Source organism: Acetobacter musti (assembly GCF_011516835.1).
In the GTDB taxonomy this organism is placed as follows: Bacteria; Pseudomonadota; Alphaproteobacteria; order Acetobacterales; family Acetobacteraceae; genus Acetobacter; species Acetobacter musti.
In genome coordinates, this window is the sequence record NZ_WOTB01000008.1 from 86,219 (window position 1) to 107,918 (window position 21,700).

Below are 21,700 nucleotides of genomic sequence, written 5' to 3' on the forward strand. Positions count from 1 at the left end.
GATGCAGATTCTGCGGCCAGTAACGTCCATGCAGCAGATCAGCCCGCCCGGTCTCGCGGAAGCACGCCGCGCCTATGCCGCGCTGACGTGGCGACGCATCTGCGTTCTTGCCGGGCTGGCTGCCCTGCTGCTCACGAGTTTTCTGATCGATCTCTCGCTCGGCCCGGCGCATCTGTCGTTCTCCGTTATGATTCACACCATGCTCAGCGGCAATGACGGCAGTCCGGCCTCCATCGTGATGTGGAATCTGCGCCTGCCCTTTGCGGTGATGGCCATTCTGACCGGCGTCGCGCTCGGACTGGCCGGAGCGGAAATGCAGACCGTTCTCGACAATCCGCTGGCCAGCCCTTTCACGCTCGGGCTTTCCGCCGCCTCCGCTTTCGGCGCGTCGCTGGCGATCGTGCTTGGCTGGCATTTCCCGGTCTCATTTTTCGGCCCGTATTCCGGCAATGAATGGATCGTCGCGGTCAACGCCTTCGTCTTCGCCATCGGAGCCGCCCTGCTGCTCGACCTCGTCGCACGCTGGCGCGGCGCGGCGACCGGCACGGTGGTGCTGTTCGGAATCGCGCTGGTTTTTACTTTCCAGGCGCTCGTCGCGCTGCTCCAGTTCGTCGCGACGGAGGACGCCCTGCAGGAACTCGTCTTCTGGACCATGGGCAGCGTCACCCGCGCTTCCTGGCCGAAGGTCGCGGTGCTGGCGACGGCCTGCGCCGTGATCCTGCCCTGGTCCCTGCGCTCGGCCTGGGCGCTGACCGCGCTGCGGATGGGCGAGGACCGGGCCGCCAGTCTCGGGGTCGATGTGCCCCGCATACGGCTCGCCTCCCTTCTGCGTGTCAGCATCCTCGCCGCCCTGGCCGTGGCTTTTTCCGGCACGATCGCCTTTGTCGGACTGGTCGCGCCCCATATCGCGCGTCGTCTGCTCGGAGAAGATCACCGTGTCTTCCTGCCCGGAAGCGCGCTGACCGGCGGGCTGATCATGTCCGCAGCCTCCATCGCGGCTAAAAATCTCGTTACGGGCGCGGTGCTGCCGGTTGGGATCGTTACGGCCCTTGTCGGCATCCCGTTCTTTCTGATCATCGTCCTTCGCCAGAGCAGGCTGCCATGAGTCTGGAGCGCGGCCAGCGGGACGATGCGATGGCTCTGCGGGCCGGGCCGCTGACGGGCCGGCGTGGCAGGCGGATCGTACTGGATCGTGTCGAACCCGGCCCGCTCGCCTCTGGTACGATCACTGCGCTGCTGGGCGCGAATGGCAGCGGCAAATCGACTCTGCTCCGCGCTCTGGCCGGTCTTTTTCCTGTCGATGGACCGGTCTGGCTCGGCCCGCACGATCTCGCCGCCATGCGCGCGCCGGAACGCGCCCGCTACTGCGCCTATATGCCGCAGACCCTGCCGCCCCCGATCCACATGCAGGCCATTGAGACCGTAATGGTCTCGATGCGGGCCGGAGGCGGGTCCGGCGGCGCCCGTTTTGGTGGCGACGAGGCCATCGGCACCGCTCTCGGTGTGCTGGAGCGGCTCGGGATCGCCGATCTGGCGCTGCGATTTCTCGATGAGTTGTCCGGTGGCCAGCGCCAGCTCGTCGGACTCGCCCAGGCGCTGGCCCGCTCCCCTGCCCTGCTGCTGCTCGACGAACCGCTCAGCGCCCTGGATCTGCGGCATCAGTTCGAGGTGATGGCTTTTCTCCGCCGGGAAACCGAGACACGCGGCATGGTGACGGTCCTGGTGCTGCACGATCTCGGAATGGCTCTGCGCCGCGCGGACTCCGCCGTGATGCTCCATGACGGGCGCATGATCGGCTCCGGCCCGGTCGGAGATGTTGTCACTCCGGCAGTCCTCGCCGCCGCGTTCGGCGTAAAGGCCCGCGTGGAGCGCAGCCCCGAAGGAGACCCGATGGTTCTGGTGGACGGCGTGACAGGCTCCTGATCCGTCCCGGGTCTGATCTTCGGGTCTGGCAGGGTTTCGCGGTCCGTCCGGCAACGCCTGGTTAACGAAAAAAGGTGAGATGCTACAGAGAGCACTGTCCGCCTGACCTGCGGCGGCACAGGTTCCGTCTCCATCCCGGACGGAGCCATCCTGGCGTAACCGCCTTGCAGACAGACCGGAGCGAAGATGACAGTCCACGGGACCCGGAAGCCGGAAGATTTCAGCTATCTGATGACCGCTCCGGGGCACATTCTCGCCGTTTCCGATCGCGGGCTGATCCAGATTCCTCTGCAGGAGGCCAGTGATCTGAGGCGGCTGATCACGCTGCATGAGACCGGGAACCGTACCGACCTCATGGTCGGCGCATCGGCCCGGCTGATCTTTGATCCCGCGACCCGTGGGTTCGGGCGGACCCTGCCCTGCGGCGCCATCACCGTGACGCAGGAAAAAGACCGCGACTTTCTGCGTCTGAGTATCTCCGGCGAGACACTTCACGTCCCGCCCGGATCGCTGGCCGGAGCCAATCCGGCTTTCAGCATCCTGGAGCCCGGCGATGAAAGCGGGGTCCTTCGGCGGCTTGCTCCGGCGGCGCTCCGGACCCTGGTGACGCTGTCCCGCCAGGCTCTGCTGATCAACAATGAGACAACTCCGTCCCGTTTTTCGGCCGGTGGCTCAGGGAACAGAAAACTCCGCTTCGGTCATTATGATATTCCGATCGAGGATATCCTGGCCTCATCTGATGAGCTGCCCCGGGATATGCCGGGAAATCTGCCGGAGGAGTTTGTCTTCTTCAACGGCTGGCTTCCGAACCGGGCCGTGGTGTTCAGCCCCGCCATATTCTTCGTCGTCTTCTGGCAGGGCAATGTGCTGGATCAGTTCCGTGCCTCGCTGACCAGCCTGAGGCAATCTGGCCAGTACGGCGACCAGTATGACGGAACTGTCGTCGTCATGACCAATAACGATCTGCAGCTCATGAACCGTCTCTGTCAGGAATGCGGGATCAGAAATGTCCGCTTCCTTCAGATGGGCGCCGTGGACGCGACAGACTGCGTCGCCGCCCGGTTCTATGCCCTCTCTTCCGGTATGCTGGATGAGTTCGCTCCTGTTCTCTACGCCGATGCCGATGTGATCTTCGACCGGCCGGTCGGCGATATTCTTGTCGAGGCGCGTCGCTCACATGGCATCAGCGCCCAGCTTGAGCTGCACACAGCATTCCGGCGGGATTATTCGGTTGGTGGCACGCTTTATGAGGAAGTTCCTTTTCCGGTCGGAGAAGACGTGCACGGTTTCTGTTCCGGTCTGTTTACCGTGCCGTCAGCACGCCGGTTCCGGCCGGTTTTTCAGGCCATGCATGAGGCTCTCCGGACATATCTGGGCACGAGCGGACGTGAGAGCATTCCGTTCAGCGATCAGAGTATTTTCAACTATGTGCTGCGCCGTTTCGATCTGTTCACGGAAGATCCGATCACGCGCTGCACACGGGTCTGGGCTCCGGACATGCCGGTTCAGGGCCGCGGGTTTGTCCATTTCTGGCCGGCGAAACATGACAAGGTGCCGGCGATGCAGGCCTTTCTTGCACGGCTTATTTCTGAAAGCTCCGGATCATGACATCGGGATGACGATCCTCTGATCCGTTTCACGTTCAGACCGGCTGGCTGACGGAGGGGCACAGTCCGGGCTGTTCGTGTCGCTTTTTGTATGGTGCAAACCGGGGACAGAGCAGGATTTTGCTCCGCCCTGGGAACGAGGTCTTTACGCGAAGCGTGCTGCGTACGACGCCTGTTTATTTTCGGGACTGGCTCAAAAGAATTCCTGTGAAGTCTGCTTTAAATGTCAGGATGTTTCTGGTGAAGATTTTCAGGAAAGCTTCGGAAGACACCACCTTTTTAAAAAAAGGCGGCACCCAAAAACTTTTTATTGTTTTTGATCAAAGGTTTGTCGAGAGGTGCTTTTTGCAAGCTGGCTGAGTCGGGCCGAGGGACAGAACAAAAAACATAACATCATCAGTTCGTTATGAAAGGTTTTGTCCCTTTGAAGCAGTCTCTTAACAAACCGGGATCAAAGGGACCGCGTCCTTTTGTGGGGTTCGGGGCAAAGCACCGAAAAGCCACCGTGCCCGTATCCGCAAATATACAAATGCTTTTGAAAACGACTGATCGGGACAGAGCGTCCCGTCACAGCAGACTGCGCTCTCGTCCCGCCTTTTCTCCGGCTCCCACACTCAGCAGAACAAGCGTCACCAGCGCCGCGACGGCCAGCATCGAAAGATGCGGTCCGGCCAGGGCCGGAATCGCGAGAAGTGCGGTCCCGAGAAAATGCGAACGCGGAAAACGTCCGCAGGCTACGCGTTTATAGACGGCACTGGCCAGAAGGTAGATCGCCGGCCCCGCAATCATGACGACGGTATGCGATCCTTCCGCCGGCTCCATCGGATTTTCAAGCAGCAGATCGGTGCCGACGGCCGTGACGATAATGCCGCTGATCAGAACGGCATGGATGTAGTGGAAATACGCGCCGATGCGGCCCGGATCGTCCGAACGCGTAATGGCACGCTCCGCGTCCTCGACGGACGTGCCGAAATACAGCCACCACATGGCGATCGTGCAGAGAAAACTCACGGCGAATGCGCCAAGGACCGGAAGGGACCAGGTCTTCGCCTCCGCCATCGACAGCCCGGAGGCCATGATCGTCTCGCCCAGCGCCACGATCGTGAAAAGCTGGCAGCGTTCCACCAGATGTCCGCCGTCGATCGTCCAGTCCCGCGTCCGCGACCGGCCCAGTCCGGGCAGCGGAAAGCCGAACATCGGGGAGACATACTCGCAAAGCACGGCGATGCTCCACAATGACAGCCGCCAGGCCGGCGCTGCCAGGCCGCCGGCGATCCAGAAGCAGGCGGCAATGCACATCCATCCGAGGATACGGCGGTAATTCGGCGCCAGCGGATGAGAGGCCGGGAGCTGAAAGACGATGAACGCCGCCCGGCCGACCTGCATCCCGGCATAACACAGCGCGAATTCGAGACCGCGCTCCGCCCAGGCTTCGGGAGCGGAGGCTCCCACCAGCAGGGCCAGCGCCATCGTTGCGAAAATCAGTCCGCGGATCGCCGGTGTGCGGGGGTCGAACCAGTTCGTCACCCAGGCCGCATATTGCCAGCCGAGCCAGGCCGCGAACCAGAGTATGGCTGTCTGCAGGGCACCGATGGGCGTCAGGTGATGCAGCAGGCCGTGACTGATCTGCGTGATGGCGAACACGTAGACCAGGTCAAAGAAAAGCTCTTCGTTCGTGACCGGCGCGTGCCGGCCGTCCCGTCTGCGCAGCAGTGGATGAAACCCGACGACATTCGTGCTCATGAAAACTCCGGCCAGAGAAAATCGCGAAAGGCGCATAAAAACGGCCCGCAGCGATCGCGGGCCGGATCTCAGGGCTTATAGCAAATTCCGCGCATTCTGCCCGTCACGGGACGAAACAAAAGGCGTTTGTATACTTTGCAGAGACAGGCGAGGTGACCTGACCCCGAACTCTGCAAAGGAATACAGCCCCTTTGATCCCGGTTTGTTGAAATAAACGGGTGAAGGACAGAGCCCTGCTTTGTCTCCTGTTTGCGAAATACGTAAAAGCCGGGCGGAACAGGCTTAGGGACTGCTTCAAAAGCCTGCTCGTGAAACTGCCGGACAATTATGAAGACGTTTCTGGTGACGCTTTTTCCGGAAAGCTTCAGGAAACGCCGCCTCCTTTCAAAAAGGCGGCACCCAGAAACTTTTATGTTTTTTTCAAAGATTTATCGTGGAGGCCTCTCTGAGGCGGACAGAGGGCCTGAATTCAGAAAAACATAACATCATCAATCTGTTATGGGCATTCAAGGCTTTTAAACAGTCTCTTACTTCGTCGTATAGCCGCCATTCACAAGAATGGTCTGGCCCGTCATCCACCAGCCTTCGGAAACCATGAACCGGATATAGGGCGCGATATCCTCGATATCGGTCAGGCCGGTCCGGCTGAATGGCGAAAGCGCCGCCGCCGATTTGTGATAGGCCACCGCGTCCGCGCCTTCCTGACCGTAGAAAAACGGCGTATCCATCGGTCCCGGTCCGATGGCGTTCACCGAAATGCCCCGCTCGCCAAATTCCTTCGAGGCCGCGCGGGTAAAATGTTCCACGGGTGATTTCGAGCCGGCATAGGTCGAATAGAACGGCGTGTAGGCTCCGAGCAGGGAGGTCACGACGGTGACGAGCTTACCGTTATCGTTCAGATGTTTACCGGCCTCCTTGATAAAGAAATAGGCCGCCTTCGTGTTGATGGCGAACATGCTGTCGAACTCATCCTCCGTCGTCTCGAGGATCGGTTTTTTCAGCACTTTGCCCACCGTGTTGATGGCGATATCGGGTTTGCCGACAGCCGCGATCGCGTCCACGAACAGTTTCGTATTCGCGGACGCCGTGGTGAGATCGCCCTGCAGGGCCACGGCCTTTACCCCTTTCTCCGTGAGCGCCGCCACAACCTTCCCGGCTTCCGCTTTCGTTTCGTCGCCATGATGGTGGATGGCGATCGCTGCGACACCGTTATCGGCAAGATCGTGTGCAATCAATGCGCCGAGATTCTTCGCGCCGCCTGTGATCAGCGCTGTTTTTCCTTTGAGACTATGATCGGCCATGTCTGCTTCCCTCCGGGTTCCGGGCGGCATCCGGCCACCCTTTGATCCTGCCACATTATCGTTCGTTATTTGCCAATAAATCCGCTATTGTCAGACAACACCTGTCAGATTTTACGAACAGTCCGACAGGAGCGCCGCTGAACAGAGCCATCACTGACAGGAACGCAGCGTGGACCGTATCGATCTGTTCCGGATTTTCGTTCGTGTCGTTGACACCGCCAGTTTCTCGCGTGCCGCTGCCTCGCTGAGCATGCCGCGATCCTCGGTTTCCACCGCCGTGCAGGAGCTGGAATCCCGCCTCGGCACGCGCCTGCTGGCCCGCACCACCCGGTCCGTCGCGCCGACGCCGGACGGACGGGCGTTCTACGATCACGCCAGCCGTCTGATCGCCGATATCGAGGAAGCGGAATCTCTCTTCCGGCGGGATCGTGCGTCGCCTCGCGGAACGTTGCGTGTCGATATGCCTGGCCGTATCGGCAGGCTGATCGTGGCCCCGGCACTGCCGGAGTTTCTGTCGCGCTATCCGGAAATCGATATTGAACTCGGCGTGACCGACCGCGCGGTAAATCTTATCGAGGATGGCGTGGACTGCGTTGTCCGTGTCGGGCCACTCCCGGATTCCAGTCTGATCGCGCGAAAGATCGGCATGCTGGAGCTGATCAGTGTCGCCAGCCCCGCTTATCTCGCGGAATATGGGACACCGGCCTCACCCGAAGATCTGGCCCGGCATCTGGCGGTTCGCTACGCTTCCCCGTCCACTGGTCGCGTGGAGGAGTGGGAATGGGTGGAAGGCGGGCAGCTCCATACGCTGCCTGTGTCCGGCCGCGTGACGGTCACCAGCGCGGAAGCCCTGATTGCCTGCGCCCTCGCCGGAACGGGGCTGATCCAGATTCCCGCCTATGATGTGAGGCCGCATCTCGATGCCGGCACGCTGATCCGGATTCTTCCGGCTTACCGTGCCGAACCGCTGCCGATCACGCTGCTTTACCCGCACCGCCGCCATCTTTCCGCGCGTCTCCAGGTTTTCGCGGACTGGCTCGTGGACCTTCTCGTCGCGGCGACATCGGCACGTCCGTTATGACTGATGGAGCGGGGTGCCGGGAGAGAGGCTGTTTCAAACGTCTGTTTATAAAATTCCCTTTAATTTACAGAGATGTTTCTGATGAAGCTTTGTTTGGACAGTTTCGGGGAATACCGCCTTTTTGAAAAAAGGCGGTGCCAAAAACTTTTATTGTTTTTAAAGAGTTGTCGGGAGATGCTCTTTGAGTCCGGGTGAGGCGGACAGAAGGCCGGAAGCTAAAAAAAACATAACGCTTTCAGTTTGTTATGAAATTTTGTGCTTTCAGGGCTTTTGAAACAGTTTCAGGAAGCGCGCTTCCTGAAACCGCCCGTCACGTCTCCATAAGGACACGAATAAGACCCTGCTCCCGGCATTATGATGCGGACCGTGCGGCTATCCGGCGATATGATTTCCGCCATCGCTGTCAGATCTGAGAGGTTTCCAGGCACCGTGCTTCTGAATGTGATTGAACGTGGCCCGGAAGGGTCCGCCAGTGGCCGTCCTCCCGTTGTGTTTTTGCACGGTCTGTTCGGACGAGGGCGTAATTTTGGATTTTTCCAGCGCAGCCTTTCCGCCACATACCGCACGCTCGCCCTGGATCTGCGCAATCACGGCGACAGCCCGCATGGGCCGATGGATTATCCGACACTCGCCGCCGATGTTCGCGAAACGCTCGCCGCTCACAACGCCCTGCCCGCTATCGTAATCGGCCATTCGATGGGCGGCAAAACGGCGATGATGCTCGCTCTTACCGCTCCCGCGGATGTTGTGGCCCTCATGGTCGCCGATATCGCTCCGGGAGAAGGCGGCCTCGCGCATACCCAGGACATTGCCCAGGGCCTCGTGGCCCTGCCGATGCCCGCGTCTCTCGATCTGTCAGGCGCGGCCGCCTGGATGGCGCCTGTCGTCAGAGACAAGGCCGTGCGCGACCTTATGATTCAGAATCTGCAGCTTGGAGAGCATCCGCGCTGGCGGATCGGCCTGCGGGAAATCCGCGATGCGCTGGACACGATTGTCGGCTGGCCGGCACTTCCGCAGGGCACGCATTATGATGGTCCGACCCTCTTCGTCGCCGGCGGTGAGTCCCGTTACATCCAGCCGGAAAACTATCCTGAAATGCGCCGGCTTTTCCCGCATTACCGGCTTGAAGTGATACCGGGCGCCGGCCACTGGCTGCATGCGCAGAAACCGAAAGAGTTCCTTGCTATTACGGAACAGTTTGTAAGCAGTGTTCAGGATCGTACGAGCCCGTCTCAGGTTCAAACTCAGGACTGATAGCCGGAATATGCCGGTTGCGGCGAGCTCGATGGCCGGGAAGGCAGTCAGGCGGCGCAGGTCATCCCCTGAATCCTTACCGATGTAAAACGTGCTTTGCACTCAGGCTGTCTCATCAGATCTGGCACAGGCATCTGGCGGCCGCTTTACCGTTCCGGTGGTCTGTACAACGGCCCAGCTATTCGCCATCATTTCAGTTTACGGATGGTGTCGGGCTGTTCTGTCGCCGCAAGGATCGCGCTTTCTATACGGTTGCTGAGTAAACGGCCGAAACAGAGCAGCAAAACAAATCCTGTTGCTGCGACACCGGTGTTGAGCAGCCAGAAGCGGGCCGGACCCAGGGGCTCGTACAGGGTGCCCAGCCATCCCTTGCACAGATTGGCGACGAAATAGCTCATATAGGCGACGCCCATGGCAGTTGAACGAAGCCTGAGCGGGGAGGCCCGTGAGACCAGCGCCAGGGTGGGTGGCCAGTAGAAATTCAGCGCGACGCCGAAGCCTGCGATGGCTGCCAGCGGGATGAGTGGGCTGACGAGCGCGGAGCCCGCCGTGACGTCGCCCAGACACAGCAGCAGCGAACAGGCCGTGGCGAGGCCTGCGCCGGTCCGGATCTTGCCGACTGCGTCCGGCTCCCTGCCCTGCGCCGCCTGCCACCGCCAGAAGGCGAGCAGCGGCGGGACGGACAGCACGCTGATCAGCGCGTCGACCGAGTTGAACCATGGCGCCGGGATGTGGCCGAACGGGGTCGTGAGTCTCACCCGTTCGCTGATCCAGATCTGGCCAGCCGCGAAGCACTGATAATAGGCGATGGTCTGAAAGATGGTGATCAGCACGACCGGCACCAGCGCCCGCAACGCGGCGCGCGACGCCGGCGACACGGGCGGGAGGGTGGTGCGATTGCGGCGCACCGGCGGATCGGCAGGGAAATACCGGAAACCGGCGAGGTAGCAGCCGATGCTCAGCAGCATGAGGGCGCCCGACAGAGCAAAGCCGGCGTGCCATCCGTAAAACTGCGCCAGCGCGCCGCAGACAAGCGGGCCGAGCGTCGCGCCGACATTGATGCCGGTGTAGAAGATGACATAGCCGCGGGTGCGTCGTTCCTCGTCCTCAGGCGGGTAGAGGGTGCCGACCTGGGCGGAGATATTGCCTTTGAGGCAGCCGGTACCGCAGACCAGTAGCAGAAGAGCGATCAGGAAACTGGTGTCGAACGCCATGGCGAAGTGTCCTGCCGCCAGCAGCAGTCCGCCCAGCAGGACGGTGCGCCGGACGCCCAGCACGTGATCGGCGAGAAGACCACCCAGCACAGGAGTGAAATAGACGAAGGCGGTGTAAAGCCCGAAGATCTGCGCGGCGAGCGCCCTGGGCGTCAGCGGTCCGGTCAGCAGTTCCAGCGCCGCGCGCATGCCGTGCATGCCGGTCACGGCATCGATGTTTCCGGGAAGGAGTATGCGTCTGACCATGTAGAGCATGACGAGCGAGGTCATGCCGTAATAGCTGAATCTCTCCCATGCTTCCGTCAGGAACAGATAGCGAAGTCCGCGTGGGTGGGTCTGAATGGCTGACACGCTGACTCTGACCATGAGGCTCCTGTCGGGCAGATGTTCTGGTTACAGAACGTCTGATGCGCCGCAGCAGGCTTCGGGTAAAGATGCGTCTTCCTGCCGGCCGGCCGTTTCGGAATGTTAAGGTGGTTTGCTTCCGGAAAAGCAGCCGTCTCCGCGCAGGATATGATCGCAAAAAAAGCCACCGGCCCGGAGGCTGGCGGCTTTTTTGCAAAACCCGGCTCTGGAGGGAGCAGGCGTTCCGGACTCAGCGCTTGCTGAACTGGAACGAACGACGGGCCTTGGCCTTACCGTATTTCTTACGCTCGACCTGACGGGAGTCACGGGTCAGGAACCCGGCTGCCTTCAGGATGCTGCGCAGGCCCGGCTCGTAATGCGTCAGCGCGCGGCTGATGCCGTGACGAACCGCACCGGCCTGACCGGACAGACCGCCGCCCGTCACCGTGCAGACGACGTCGAACTGGTTGTAGCGGTCAGCCACGAGGAAAGGCTGGGTCAGCAGCATGCGCAGAACCGGGCGGGCGAAATAGGTGCCGACCGGACGGCCGTTCACGCTGATGTCGCCTTTGCCGGGCTTGATCCACACGCGGGCGACCGATTCCTTACGACGGCCTGTCGCATAGGAGCGGCCCTGCGCGTCGCGCTTTACTTCATAGACAGGCGCTTCCGGAGCCAGAGTCGCCGGGGCGACGTCTTTCAGGTCAGCCAGTGTGCCTGTGCGTTCCAGGGTTTCAGACATGGTTATCAGACCCCACTCTTCGCGATGGCGGTGTTTTTACGGTTCATGGCCGCGACATCCAGTTTCACCGGAGCCTGCCCGTCATGCGGGTGAGCCGGGCCGGCATAGACATGCAGGTTACGCATCTGGGCGCGCTGCAGCGGGCCGCGCGTGATCATACGCTCGACAGCCTTCTCGACCACTTCGCCCGGGTTCTTGCCCGTGAGGCGCTGGGTGATCGTGCGCTCCTTGATGCCGCCCGGATAGCCGGTGTGGTAATGGAACAGCTTCTGGCCGACCTTGTTGCCGGTCAGCTTGATCTTCTCCGCGTTGACGACGACGACGTGGTCGCCGCAATCGACATGCGGAGTAAACTGCGGCTTGTGCTTGCCGCGGAGGCGCTGGGCGATGATGGTGGCGAGGCGGCCAAGAACGATGCCTTCGGCGTCGATCAGGATCCAGTTCTTCGTCACCTCCGCCGGTTTAAGCGAGAGCGTGGTCTTCATTTCTCTTCAGTCCGTCCAGAAATCTTGAGCGGTTTGGGTGGCGCCTTATGCTCATCCGGGTGAGGAACGTCAAGCGCAATCGCACCTTAAACACGGGGTTCTGACGTTTTTTGCCATTTTTTCTGTCGTTTTTGCTACGGTAACATATTACCGCAATTTTTCGCCGTGCGGAAATGCCTCTCCCGGCGCTCGGCGAAACGCCTGAAAAACACAGGGAAAAATTGCGCCGCATATGGGCACCGCATTCTGGCGCCTTACACTGGCATGGTGCTCCTCCGCCCTGTTCCTGTTAGGAAAGACGGACGATCACCGATCCGAGAGACCCGCACCCATATGACCAGCCGCAAAGTCCTGAACACCAGACTCCTGATCACCGCCCTTCTGTCAGCCACGGCCCTTATTGGTCTCGGAGGAGCCGGCTGGGTCTGGATGCACAGGAAAGCGGATGACGAACTGACGGCGCAGCTCACACAGCTGCGCAGCCAGCTGCCGCCAGGCACGGAATTCACCTGGCGCCGCGCCGTCGCTATGCCGGTCAGTCATGGTGCGCGGCTGATGGATGTGACGCTTAAGCAGCCGATGGGCACCATCACGGCGGCGGCCCTGGAACTCGTCGGCGCCCATCAGAAAGCCGCAGCGGCGGATCATCCGGGCAGGCCTCTGCTTCAGTTCGATCACGTGCTTGCCCATACGCTGCATGTGAACGTCGCGTCAGGCGACGTCGATATCCGGCGTCTGGCTCTGGATGGCCTCACCCTGCCCGGCGATTCCAGCCAGACCGCCGCTCTGGCGATTGATCACGGGGAACTCGCCGGTCTCTCTGCTCATGCGCCACAGATGCAGATTACCCTCACGGCCGGTTCCGCGACGCTGGATCAGTACGGGATCGGCCGCCCTTCCCGGCTGGTCGTGCAGCAGTTCGCTCTGAAAGGCGACGCCCACCCGGCCCGCACCGTCGCCGCCGACCGCTTCTCTCTGGATGGCAGTGACCTCGCTTCCCGCATCCTCGGGCGTCTGCATGGCGAAGCCGTACCCGAGCGGGACGGCACGGAGAATATCCGGCTCGATAAATTCTCGCTCAGCGGTGTGGTCGGCAATCCCGGCAGCCCGGTCGTTCCCATTTTCGGCATCGAGCGCCTGACGAGCTTCAGCAACATCTCGGATCAGAAAAGCCAGCTTGCCGTCAGCCTCACGCATTTCCGCATCTGGCCCTCCGGCCCGCAGCTGCAGATCCTCCAGACGCTGGGCTACAGCCGGTTCGATTCCTCCGTCGTGCTGACCGGTCTGATGGATCGCAGCGCCGGAGCCATGCATGTGTCGCAGTTCGACCTCAACGCTCCGGGGTTTGGTCGTCTCGATCTGTCCGGCGATCTGGTCAATGTTCCGGGCTCGACTGAAGACGTGCTGACCGGAAGCACGCCGCCCCCGAACGTCACCCATCTGGATATCACTTGGCGGGACGGCGGTCTCGTCGGTCGCATCCTGAAGAACTCGGCTATCGCCCAGGGCGTCGATCCGGACGCCTATGTCCCGCTCCTGCAGCGCTCTTTCGCGCCACCGGGCACGCCGCCGGACAGCGTCGGCGCCCAGCTCGGCAATTATATCGTCAGTCCGGATTCCGGCCCGCTCATAGCCACGATCGCTCCTCCGCAGCCCATGCCGCTGCCGGCGGTCATTTCGCTTCTGTCGATGGCGACCCGCCAGGGCTTCGCCGGAGTGATCGGTCTGACCCTGCGCGCGCCGGGGGCGGCCGCCGGAACACCGGGGCCCGCGCCTGATCCCGACATGACGACGGACGAGCCGGTCGATCCTGATATCCTCAAAGCGCCGCCGCCGAACCAGCCTCTGCCCGGCGCGTCTCCCGCGCAGCCTTCCGCTCCTGCGCCTGACAAACCTTCCGCCGCGCCGGTTCCGGCGCCCGTTCCGACGCCTGCTCCGTCACAGGCCCCAGGCCCTTCGCACCCGTGACAGCGACCGTTCATGTCATCGGCGCCGGCGGACGGTCGGGCGCGGCGCTCTGCCGCGCTCTGCTGGCCAGCGGCAGGAATGTCGTGCCCGTCATCCGCGATCGCGACCGTTACCAGGCGGGTCTCACCCGGGCGGGTCTTTCCCCGGCCGGTCTTATCTCTGATGGTCTTGCATCTGGCGGGCAGGCACCGGAAAACGGTGTTCTCGCCGAACCACGTCTCGCGGACCTTGCGGGGCCGGTGTCCGGGCTGCGCGGCGCACTTGAGGACGCCTCGGTCGTCGTCTGCACGACTCATGCGCGCAATATTCCCGCAGTGCTGGTCGCGGCTCCGGCCCGTGCGACCCTGATCGCGCTGGGCAGCACCCGCAAATTCACCCGCTGGCCGGACGCGCATGGAAACGGCGTGCTTCAGGGCGAACACGCTTTGCTGACATCGGGGCGCAACGGCGTCATCCTGCATCCGACGATGATTTACGGCGCTGAGGGCGAAAACAATGTCCGGCGCCTTGCCGCGCTCCTGCGCCGGCTGCCGGTTGTTCCCCTGCCCGGCGGGGGTCGCGCGCTCGTCCAGCCGATCCATCAGAGCGACGTGACAGCCAGCCTTCTTGCCGCGATCGGCAAACCATGGGACGGCCCGCACAGCCTCGTCATCGCCGGCGCTGCCCCCGTCGCCTACCGGGATTTCGTGCATCTGGTTGCACGGGCCGCCGGTCTTGCGATCCGTCCCGTCATGTCCGTTCCTGTCGCGCCGCTGATCGCGGCAGCCACGCTCACCCGGGTCATTCCCGGTCTGCCCGATATCGGTCCGGCGGAAATTCGCCGGCTGCTGGAGGACAAGGCGTTCAGCATCACTCCGATGGTGGACACTCTCGGTGTGATGCCGATTTCTCTGGAAGCGGGGCTGATGCGGCTGTTTCGGGGAAATGCCTCCGAGCAGAAGGGGCGTTAAGCGGATTTTTCGGAAAGACGCGGGGTGCGTTCCGGGGAATCCGGATGGCGAAATGCTCTGGATATTTCTGATGATTTACTTAGTTTTTTATCCAGAGGCATCTATCGGGCCGCCTGTTATGCTTTTTGCCCCAGCACCCCGGCCAGTGGTGCAAGATAACTCGCCAGCCTGATCCGCACCGGCATCAGATAGACATTTCCGCCCTCTTCACGGATCTCGCGGACAGCCCGCTCGGCGAACGCGATATTGGCGTCCAGGGTCGGCTCAAAATCACGTGGAAAAACGATGTGATTGGTCGTCTCCCAGTACGAACGTGACTTCGGGCCGATCACCGGCGAGAACCCCCAGAAAACTGTCTCGTCCCGAAGCCAGTCCCGGCAGAGATCCAGCATCCGGCTGTCGAAGACGGGCTGCGTGAAAAATCCGCAGGCTCCCGCATCCTTCTTTCGCGCCACGTCTTCAAGCTCCCTGTAGGGCGCCCGACGATAGGGATCGAAAGCCGCATAAACAGCGAGATGCGGTGCTTCCCGCCGATAGCGCCGGATCACACTTTCCGACGTGTTTGGCCAGGTGCGGTGTCCCAGATCCGCCGGGGGGTCGCCCTGAATCACGAGAATTTCGGTCAGTCCCGGCACATCGAGACCCGGAAGCGGTCCGTTCGGGTCAATATCGATGGCGCGGATATGCGGAACGACGGAACTGAACTGACCGGCGACCATTCGCGCGGCCTCCCAGCTGCGCAGATCGAAACGTATAATATCAGGGATATTGATCATGCTGACGGCGGGCAGGCAGTCACGCAGTTCGGCGGCCTCGCGCCGGATCGTCTCCTCGTCACGGGCGACGAGTTCTACGGAAACACGGCTCATGATGCGCCACACTGTGAAATCGTTATCATGCGCGAAGTCTAGCGCATCAGCCGGAACGGCGGAACGCCCGTTATATCAGAGCGCCGGTTATATCAGACCGGAAGTTCGCCGGGTCCGGAAAGACCGGTCAGCCGTGCGAAAAACCGTCTGAACGGGCCGGGCCTGACCTGTTCGCTTCCGGTCAGGGGGGCGGCGGAAAGGGGAACGACAATGCCCGACCGGAGGGGAACCACGACATTCTTGGATGACAGGCGCCTTTGAGCAGGTCTGTCCGGATCATCACGACCTGACGGTGGCATAAGATCCCGCCCGAGATGCTGTTGCCAGGCCATAAGCTGGAAATACGTGATAACGCCGGACATCACCCCTTCTCCTGTTTGCCGTTATACGAAGATACAACGTGTTACAGATATAGAGGGTTCCACGCCCGGACACACGTAAAAGACGCTTGCGTAACCGGCGATGAATAAACACATTGGCAACCAGTGTTGGTTTACGACGCGTAAAGACAGATTTTCCTGACGGAGGATTAGGAAGATGCGTTTCTTCGGAAAGATCGTGAAAGCGGCATTGCCTCTTAAATCAGGCGCCATCGCGGCAGGCCTTCTGACGGCCGCTCTGGCCGGCGGTGCCGCACTGCCTGCTCCGGCGCGGGCACAGGCCGTCATTCAGGTGGTCGACAGTCAGGGCCGTCCTGTCGGCGTTCTGCTGAAAACGCCGGGTGCTGCGGCTCTTCCATCCGGCTTCGCCTCTCCTGTGGCGGGTTTTGAGGCGCTTGACCGCATGATGGCGCGTCAGATGGCTGCTATGGAAGAAGAGCAGAAGCAAATGATCGCCCTGATGAAGCAGGGATCAGTGAATCAGGCCGCCGCCGCGACGCATGCTCTTGATGTGAATTCAGTGCATGGCCGTGCCGCTCCCGGTGGCAGCGTTTATCAGTCCGTCACCATGGTCAGCTGGAGCGGTAACGGCGCAACCTGCGCGCAGACCGTCACGCAGTCGCAAAACGGCAATGCCGCGCCGGTCGTCCACGTATCCGCTACCGGAAGCGCGGATCGCTGCGGGAAGATCATGTCGGGGCGTAACATCCCTGAGATGGCAGCGCCTTCCGGAGCAACGCGGCATCCGGACCTGATCCCGGCTGTCGACCGTGGCCCGGCCGCTCTGAAGCCTGATGCGGACCGGTCAGACAGGCTCTGATTCCGTCTTGTGGGGCGGGTGTGAAGCTGGTTTCGGAGTTTTGCCCCGAGCCCCACAAAGGGACGGGTCCCTTTAATCCCGGTTTTGTTAGGCAAAAGGGGTGAAGGGGGCCGCGCCCCCTTCCGGGTGCAGGGCAGCGCCCTGCTCAGCCTCCTGCCCCGCAACTACTAAATCACCTGAGAAAACAGCCTGTTCCGTTATATTTCCCAGGCCTGTGAGACGAATCTTACGCCGCCCGTCGCACCCGCTCTGCAAGCCACAGAGCGGCACCCATCGCAACCGTCAGCATCGCCAGCGTGAAGCCTGTAATTCCCGGCCAGCGCCATGAGCTCCAGAACCAGCCACCCGCTGAACCCGCGATGCCCGCCCCCATGTAATAACAGAGCAGATAAAGCGACGAGGCGTGTCCACGATCCGTCTTCGCCAGACGTCCGACCCAGCCGCTGGCGACGGCATGAGACGCGAAAAACCCGATCGTCAGCAGCGAGATCCCGATGACGATCACCGGCACGGAGGCGGTCATGGTCAGTAGAATCCCGGTCATCATCGTGACGATCCCGGCCGGAAGCACACGCTGCCGTCCGATCCTGTCCGACAGAATTCCCGCCAGTGACGATGCCCCGACTCCGAAAATATAGACCGAAAACAGAAGTCCCTGCTGGGTCTGGCTGAAATCAAACGGCGGCGCGGTCAGCCGGTATCCCGCGTAATTGAAGATAGTGACAAACGCTCCCATCAGCAGCGCGCCGGTCAGATACACCGCCGGCAGCGCCGAGCGGAACAGATGGTTCGCCCAGGCCGTCATATGATAGCGCGCGCCCAGTCTCCCGCGCGGCAGGAAATGCCGGGAGCGGGGCAGCAGCACAATGAACGCCACCGCCGCAGCCAGATCCACCGCGCCCATCAGGCCCATTGCGGCCCGCCAGCCGACATACTCGGTCAGAACCCCGCAACCGATCCGCCCGATCATGCCGCCCAGCGCGTTGCCGGCGATGTAGAGCCCCATCGCCGCCGCGAGTTCCGCCGGTTCGATCTCCTCCGCGAGATAGGTCATGGCCACTGCCGGAACGCCGCCCAGCGTGGCTCCCTCCAGCGCACGCAGCACCAGCATCACCGTCCAGTCCGGCGCGATTCCGGCTGCGATATTGAGCACGGAAGACGCCAGCAGTGCCGCGAATATCAGCTCGCGGCGCCCGAACCGTTCCGCCAGCGGCGCCGCGAACAGAATGGCGATGGCAAGGCTGATCGTCGAAACCGACAGGGACAGCGAACTGGAGGCGGGTGTGATCCCGAACGCGTCCGAGAACACGGGCAGAAGCGGCTGCACGCAGTAAAGCAGCGAGAATGTCGCGAAGCCGGACAGAAACAGCGCCAGGCTGGCGCGACGATATTCCGGCATGGCCCGCGTCATGCGCGGTGTCCCGTGAGACGGCACAGGAGGACTCACCGGACGGGCCGGCGTCCGGTCTGCAAGGGCGGCGCTGATACGCATAACGCGGAGCTAGCTCTGTCAGAGACTATCTGTCCAATATATAATATATCCCGTTGCGATATCTTCCGGAGATACCAGAAATGGAACTGCGGCATCTCCGTTACTTCGTCGCCGTGGCCGACGAGCGGAACTTCACCCGCGCCGCCGCCCGGCTTGGCATCGGTCAGCCGCCGCTGAGCCAGCAGATCCGCGATCTGGAGCGTGAACTCGGCGTCACCCTCTTCCTCAGACGCCCTCAGGGCGCCGAACTCACGCCCGCCGGCATCGTCTTTCTCAGTGAGGCCCGCTCCGTCCTGGAAACCGCGCAACGCGCCCGTATGAATGCCGTGCTCGCTCAGCAGGGACAGATCGGGCGCCTGCGCCTCGGCTACGCTTCCTCCGTCGCGCTGCATCCGCTGGTCAGCGACACCATCCGGCGCTTTCGGCGCCTCTGGCCCGACGTGGTCCTCCAGATCGACGAGGGAAACTCGCGGGAGCTGATCGGCCGCCTGCACGAGGATCGGGCGGATGCCGTTTTTATCCGCCCCGGGCCAGCCGACCCGCATGAGACACGCCTGCTGCGCCTCTCCGGCGAGCCGATGCGCGCCGTGCTTCCCGCCGGCCATCCCCTCGTGAGGGGCGCTGACAGCCGGGACAGTATTCCCCTGGCATTACTTGCAAAGGAACCATTTGTCCTGTTTGAACGCGCTGTCGGGCTGAGCCTGTTCGATGCTATTCTTTCCGCCTGCCGGGAAGCCGGTTTTGAACCGACGGTCGTGCAGGAAGCGCCACAGATTTCTTCGGTGGTGAATCTGGTTGCGGCAGGACTTGGTGTTTCGGTCGTGCCGGAATCCATCACACAGCTGCATCTGGCTGGTGTGGTTTATCGCCCGATCCGGCCTCCGGCGCCGCTGGCCAGCCTTGGACTGGCGGCGGCGGCGGGAAAATCATCGGTGATCGTGGATAATCTGTTCGGCCTGATGGAACGGGAGAGCAGGGCCGGCGCTCTCCCGCCTTCATGAGAGTCAGAACGATGTCGAGACAGTGCCCGTCATGTTGAAGCGTGGCATCACATAGAACTGCGCACCGCTTCCTGCCGCTGACATGGTGCCGTCAAGCAGCATTGTCGGGTTCAGGTTGGTGGCGATGCCTTTCGGCAGGGTCCGCACGATCGAGCCTGTGATGTTGTTGAAGTTCAGGCGGAAGGTCGGGGATTTGAGGAAGCCGAACGGTCTGAAGTGATAGCCGATTGCGATGCTGTCCGACACGAAGCCGGGCATCCGCTCATCGCCAACCATGGTGACCGACTGCGGGCCGATATACTTAATGCCGACATTGCCGAAGAAATGGCTGTCATCGTAGGCAAGGTTGAACGACGCGGACACTTTCGGCGCCATGACGGCCTGCTTGCCTTTGGTGTGCATGTAGGTGTTGACCGTCTGGCCGGCTGCGTTTTCGTAGGAATACGGGACGTTCGAGTCCATATGCGCATCGAGATACTCGAAGCCGAAGAACGGCGCCCAGTGATGCCACGGATGCGTGCTGAACTGGAGATCGAAACCACGCGCCGTCTGGTTACCGGCATTGATCAGGCCGGTCTGGTTCGCGCCGACATAGGTGGTCAGCAGGCGGTTGGTGATGGCGTAGTTGAAGAATGACAGATCGGCGATCACGATCGGTCCGTTATACCGGTAGCCGATTTCTTCCTTGATGGAATACTGGTTCTTCTGCAGCTGTCCGGAGCTGTTGCCGACAAGGCTCGTCGGATCGGGCTGGCGGAAATCGCCCTCCGCGTTCACGTAGATCTGGTGCTGGTCATTGAACCGGTACGCGATCGACAGATGCGGCAGAGGCGCCGTGCTGTTTTCGCTGAGACGGCTCTTACCGCTGACGCCGCCGCTTCCGGAGTTGAAGTTCGTCTTTTCCCAGTAATTCGTCATCGCGTATTTGAAGCCGGCGTCGACGACCAGTTTGTCGTTCAGGTATTTCGCCGTATCGCCGATGAACAGGGAGTGGATTTCATAACCACCGTCAATTGTGGTGTTCGCCGGCAGAAGCGATCCGTTCGCGCCGACCGTGAAGAGGCGATAGGCCTGCGCGTTCGGGCTCGGGTTCGCTCCGTTCGCCATGGTCAGGCTGGTCGGAAGGCTGAAGGTGGAATCGTTGTTTTCATACCAGTAACCAAGGAAGAAATGGTTATGCCGGTCGATATCGACGCCAAGTTTGGCTGTCGCGCCGACGATGGTGTCGGCATTCTGCTGGTAATAGGATGTCAGCGGCGTGCCCGCGGCAACCGCGTTCCCCTGATAATTGACATAGCCGTCCGCGGCGGTGGACGTACCGGCCGGACTGCCATCCCAGCCGCGACCGAGGTTGAAATAGGGTGTCAGGTCGAAGGTCACGCGCCGCGAGATGACGATATGCTGCGGCGCGGAAATGAACAGCTGGTTCCAGTGGTCGATATTGTTCTTCCAGTAATTGCTGTTCGAGGGTTCGGCACTGCGGCCGTAACCATTACCGGTATGCTTGTAATCGTAGAACTCGGCCGCTGTCGGGTAATTGTCGATCGTGAAGTCTTCGTAGTTCCAGGACATGAAGAAGTTGTTCTGAGATCCGTTATCCCAGTTCTTCTGCAGTCCGTAATCTATATGGTGACGTTCGTTGCTGCCTGCCCCCATCCACGAACGCGCATGCGTGTGGGAATAGGACAGATAGTTCCGGACACCCGTATTGCCGATCTCGCCGCTCTCAAGCCGCACGAATTCGCGGGAAAGATTATTGCTTCCGTACGAGAAATCCATCATCCCGCCGGCCTTTGCGTCCGGCGTGTGGGTCCGTTCGTCCATCACGCCGGCGGCGGCGGAGGTTGTCGGCAGATCGACAGAGGAACTGCCCGGCGTGACCGTGACGCTCTCGACATCCTCGGAATCGGCCGTCTCGTTGATGTAATTGGCGTTCGTCGTCGGCGCGCCGTTGAGCATCAGGCCCATGTCGAGATCCGTCAGGCTGCGGATTTCGATCGCGCCGCCCTGCATTCCGGAGCTGTCGGCGTTGATGGCGTTCATGCTGGGCGAAAGCTTCGCCAGATCGAGCACGGTGCTCGTCGGGCTCTGCATGTTGATATAGGCTTTCGAGATCGTCTGGACGTTGTGCGGCGCCGTTTCCACCCGCATCATACCGCCGCCGCCTTCCCGCGCATGGCGGGAAATGCTGACGGTCACATCCTCGGAGCCCTGCGATTCGACATGGTCCGGACGATGCCGGACGGCGGAAGGCGCCCCTTTCATCGGGACATTCTTACCGGATGCCTGCGCCGGATGATGACCGACACGATGCGGCTGCTTCGAAGTGTCCGGTTTCGTGGCGGCGGAGGCCGAAGAGGCCGCCCACACGAGACTGGCCGCACAGGCAAGCCCCGTCGAACATCTGAGCAGCGAGCGCATACGAATGCGCCGGCGACGAACCGAATTTACAGCAGCCATGACCCCCCCCAGGAGCAGAAATGCCCGAATACCCGTGCCTCTTCATCCCGGGCGTCCCCCCTCAG

Annotated in this window: 19 protein-coding genes; 10 read left to right on the plus strand and 9 right to left on the minus strand. The window is 61.7% G+C overall.

Annotated elements, in window-relative coordinates; all coding sequences use genetic code 11:
• Window positions 1-28 precede the first annotated feature (28 nt).
• The 4 genes from GOB93_RS07995 (at window position 29) to GOB93_RS08010 (ending at window position 3,890) form a co-directional block, all read left to right on the plus strand.
• Window positions 29-1,105: a FecCD family ABC transporter permease gene (locus GOB93_RS07995; protein WP_242010634.1), complete on the plus strand. Its 1,077-nt coding sequence runs from the start codon at window positions 29-31 to the stop codon at window positions 1,103-1,105.
• Entirely contained in the window at window positions 1,102-1,923 is an 822-nt protein-coding gene (locus GOB93_RS08000) for an ABC transporter ATP-binding protein (protein WP_242010624.1), read from the plus strand. The genes GOB93_RS07995 and GOB93_RS08000 overlap by 4 nt, the downstream gene beginning before the upstream one ends.
• A 186-nt stretch (window positions 1,924-2,109) precedes the next feature.
• Window positions 2,110-3,531: a hypothetical protein gene (locus GOB93_RS08005; RefSeq protein WP_173582977.1), complete on the plus strand. Its 1,422-nt coding sequence runs from the start codon at window positions 2,110-2,112 to the stop codon at window positions 3,529-3,531.
• 155 nt (window positions 3,532-3,686) lie between these two features.
• The gene (locus GOB93_RS08010; protein ID WP_173582978.1) at window positions 3,687-3,890 is read left to right on the plus strand and encodes a hypothetical protein; all 204 of its coding nucleotides are present in this window, start codon (window positions 3,687-3,689) and stop codon (window positions 3,888-3,890) included.
• Window positions 3,891-4,097: 207 nt separating this feature from the next.
• Here the strand turns inward: GOB93_RS08010 and GOB93_RS08015 are convergent, their stop codons facing one another.
• Together GOB93_RS08015 and GOB93_RS08020 are read right to left on the minus strand one after the other, a co-directional pair.
• Complete coding sequence (locus GOB93_RS08015; RefSeq protein ID WP_173582979.1) at window positions 4,098-5,273, minus strand: low temperature requirement protein A; 1,176 nt, start codon at window positions 5,271-5,273, stop codon at window positions 4,098-4,100.
• Between the two features lie 527 nt (window positions 5,274-5,800).
• Window positions 5,801-6,574: an SDR family oxidoreductase gene (locus tag GOB93_RS08020; protein ID WP_173582980.1), complete on the minus strand. Its 774-nt coding sequence runs from the start codon at window positions 6,572-6,574 to the stop codon at window positions 5,801-5,803.
• A gap of 169 nt (window positions 6,575-6,743) precedes the next feature.
• On the opposite strand from GOB93_RS08020, the gene GOB93_RS08025 reads away from it, so the two are divergent.
• Window positions 6,744-7,655: a LysR substrate-binding domain-containing protein gene (locus GOB93_RS08025; RefSeq protein ID WP_173582981.1), complete on the plus strand. Its 912-nt coding sequence runs from the start codon at window positions 6,744-6,746 to the stop codon at window positions 7,653-7,655.
• A 429-nt stretch (window positions 7,656-8,084) separates the two neighbouring features.
• The gene (locus GOB93_RS08030) at window positions 8,085-8,909 is read left to right on the plus strand and encodes an alpha/beta fold hydrolase (RefSeq protein ID WP_173582982.1); all 825 of its coding nucleotides are present in this window, start codon (window positions 8,085-8,087) and stop codon (window positions 8,907-8,909) included.
• Between the two features lie 188 nt (window positions 8,910-9,097).
• Here GOB93_RS08030 and GOB93_RS08035 read toward each other — a convergent pair whose 3' ends face one another.
• The 3 genes from GOB93_RS08035 to rplM form a co-directional block, all read right to left on the minus strand.
• Complete coding sequence (locus GOB93_RS08035) at window positions 9,098-10,489, minus strand: peptide MFS transporter (RefSeq protein ID WP_206752610.1); 1,392 nt, start codon at window positions 10,487-10,489, stop codon at window positions 9,098-9,100.
• 229 nt (window positions 10,490-10,718) lie between these two features.
• Window positions 10,719-11,210, minus strand: a complete 492-nt coding sequence (rpsI, locus tag GOB93_RS08040) for a 30S ribosomal protein S9 (RefSeq protein WP_173582984.1) — start codon at window positions 11,208-11,210, stop codon at window positions 10,719-10,721.
• 5 nt (window positions 11,211-11,215) lie between these two features.
• Window positions 11,216-11,695, minus strand: a complete 480-nt coding sequence (gene rplM, locus GOB93_RS08045; RefSeq protein WP_173582985.1) for a 50S ribosomal protein L13 — start codon at window positions 11,693-11,695, stop codon at window positions 11,216-11,218.
• A 333-nt stretch (window positions 11,696-12,028) separates the two neighbouring features.
• Here rplM and GOB93_RS08050 point away from each other — a divergent pair, with 333 nt between their 5' ends.
• Window positions 12,029-13,663 carry a 3-demethylubiquinone-9 3-methyltransferase gene (locus GOB93_RS08050; protein ID WP_173582986.1) on the plus strand — a complete coding sequence of 545 codons (1,635 nt, stop codon included), beginning with the start codon at window positions 12,029-12,031 and terminating at the stop codon, window positions 13,661-13,663.
• Window positions 13,660-14,613: an NADH-ubiquinone oxidoreductase gene (locus GOB93_RS08055; protein WP_173582987.1), complete on the plus strand. Its 954-nt coding sequence runs from the start codon at window positions 13,660-13,662 to the stop codon at window positions 14,611-14,613. The genes GOB93_RS08050 and GOB93_RS08055 overlap by 4 nt, the downstream gene beginning before the upstream one ends.
• 116 nt (window positions 14,614-14,729) lie before the next feature.
• Here the strand turns inward: GOB93_RS08055 and GOB93_RS08060 are convergent, their stop codons facing one another.
• The gene (locus GOB93_RS08060) at window positions 14,730-15,482 is read right to left on the minus strand and encodes a methylenetetrahydrofolate reductase (RefSeq protein WP_173582988.1); all 753 of its coding nucleotides are present in this window, start codon (window positions 15,480-15,482) and stop codon (window positions 14,730-14,732) included.
• 92 nt (window positions 15,483-15,574) lie between these two features.
• A complete protein-coding gene (locus GOB93_RS08065) occupies window positions 15,575-15,844 on the minus strand; it encodes a hypothetical protein (RefSeq protein ID WP_173582989.1) in 270 nt (89 codons plus the stop codon).
• Between the two features lie 175 nt (window positions 15,845-16,019).
• On the opposite strand from GOB93_RS08065, the gene GOB93_RS08070 reads away from it, so the two are divergent.
• A complete protein-coding gene (locus GOB93_RS08070; protein WP_173582990.1) occupies window positions 16,020-16,682 on the plus strand; it encodes a hypothetical protein in 663 nt (220 codons plus the stop codon).
• A gap of 226 nt (window positions 16,683-16,908) precedes the next feature.
• On the opposite strand, the gene GOB93_RS08075 is transcribed toward GOB93_RS08070, so the two are convergent.
• Window positions 16,909-18,093 carry an MFS transporter gene (locus GOB93_RS08075; protein WP_242010625.1) on the minus strand — a complete coding sequence of 395 codons (1,185 nt, stop codon included), beginning with the start codon at window positions 18,091-18,093 and terminating at the stop codon, window positions 16,909-16,911.
• A gap of 161 nt (window positions 18,094-18,254) precedes the next feature.
• Here GOB93_RS08075 and GOB93_RS08080 point away from each other — a divergent pair, with 161 nt between their 5' ends.
• A complete protein-coding gene (locus GOB93_RS08080) occupies window positions 18,255-19,175 on the plus strand; it encodes a LysR family transcriptional regulator (RefSeq protein WP_173582992.1) in 921 nt (306 codons plus the stop codon).
• A gap of 3 nt (window positions 19,176-19,178) precedes the next feature.
• On the opposite strand, the gene GOB93_RS08085 is transcribed toward GOB93_RS08080, so the two are convergent.
• Window positions 19,179-21,635, minus strand: a complete 2,457-nt coding sequence (locus GOB93_RS08085) for a TonB-dependent receptor (RefSeq protein WP_242010626.1) — start codon at window positions 21,633-21,635, stop codon at window positions 19,179-19,181.
• Window positions 21,636-21,700 lie beyond the last annotated feature (65 nt).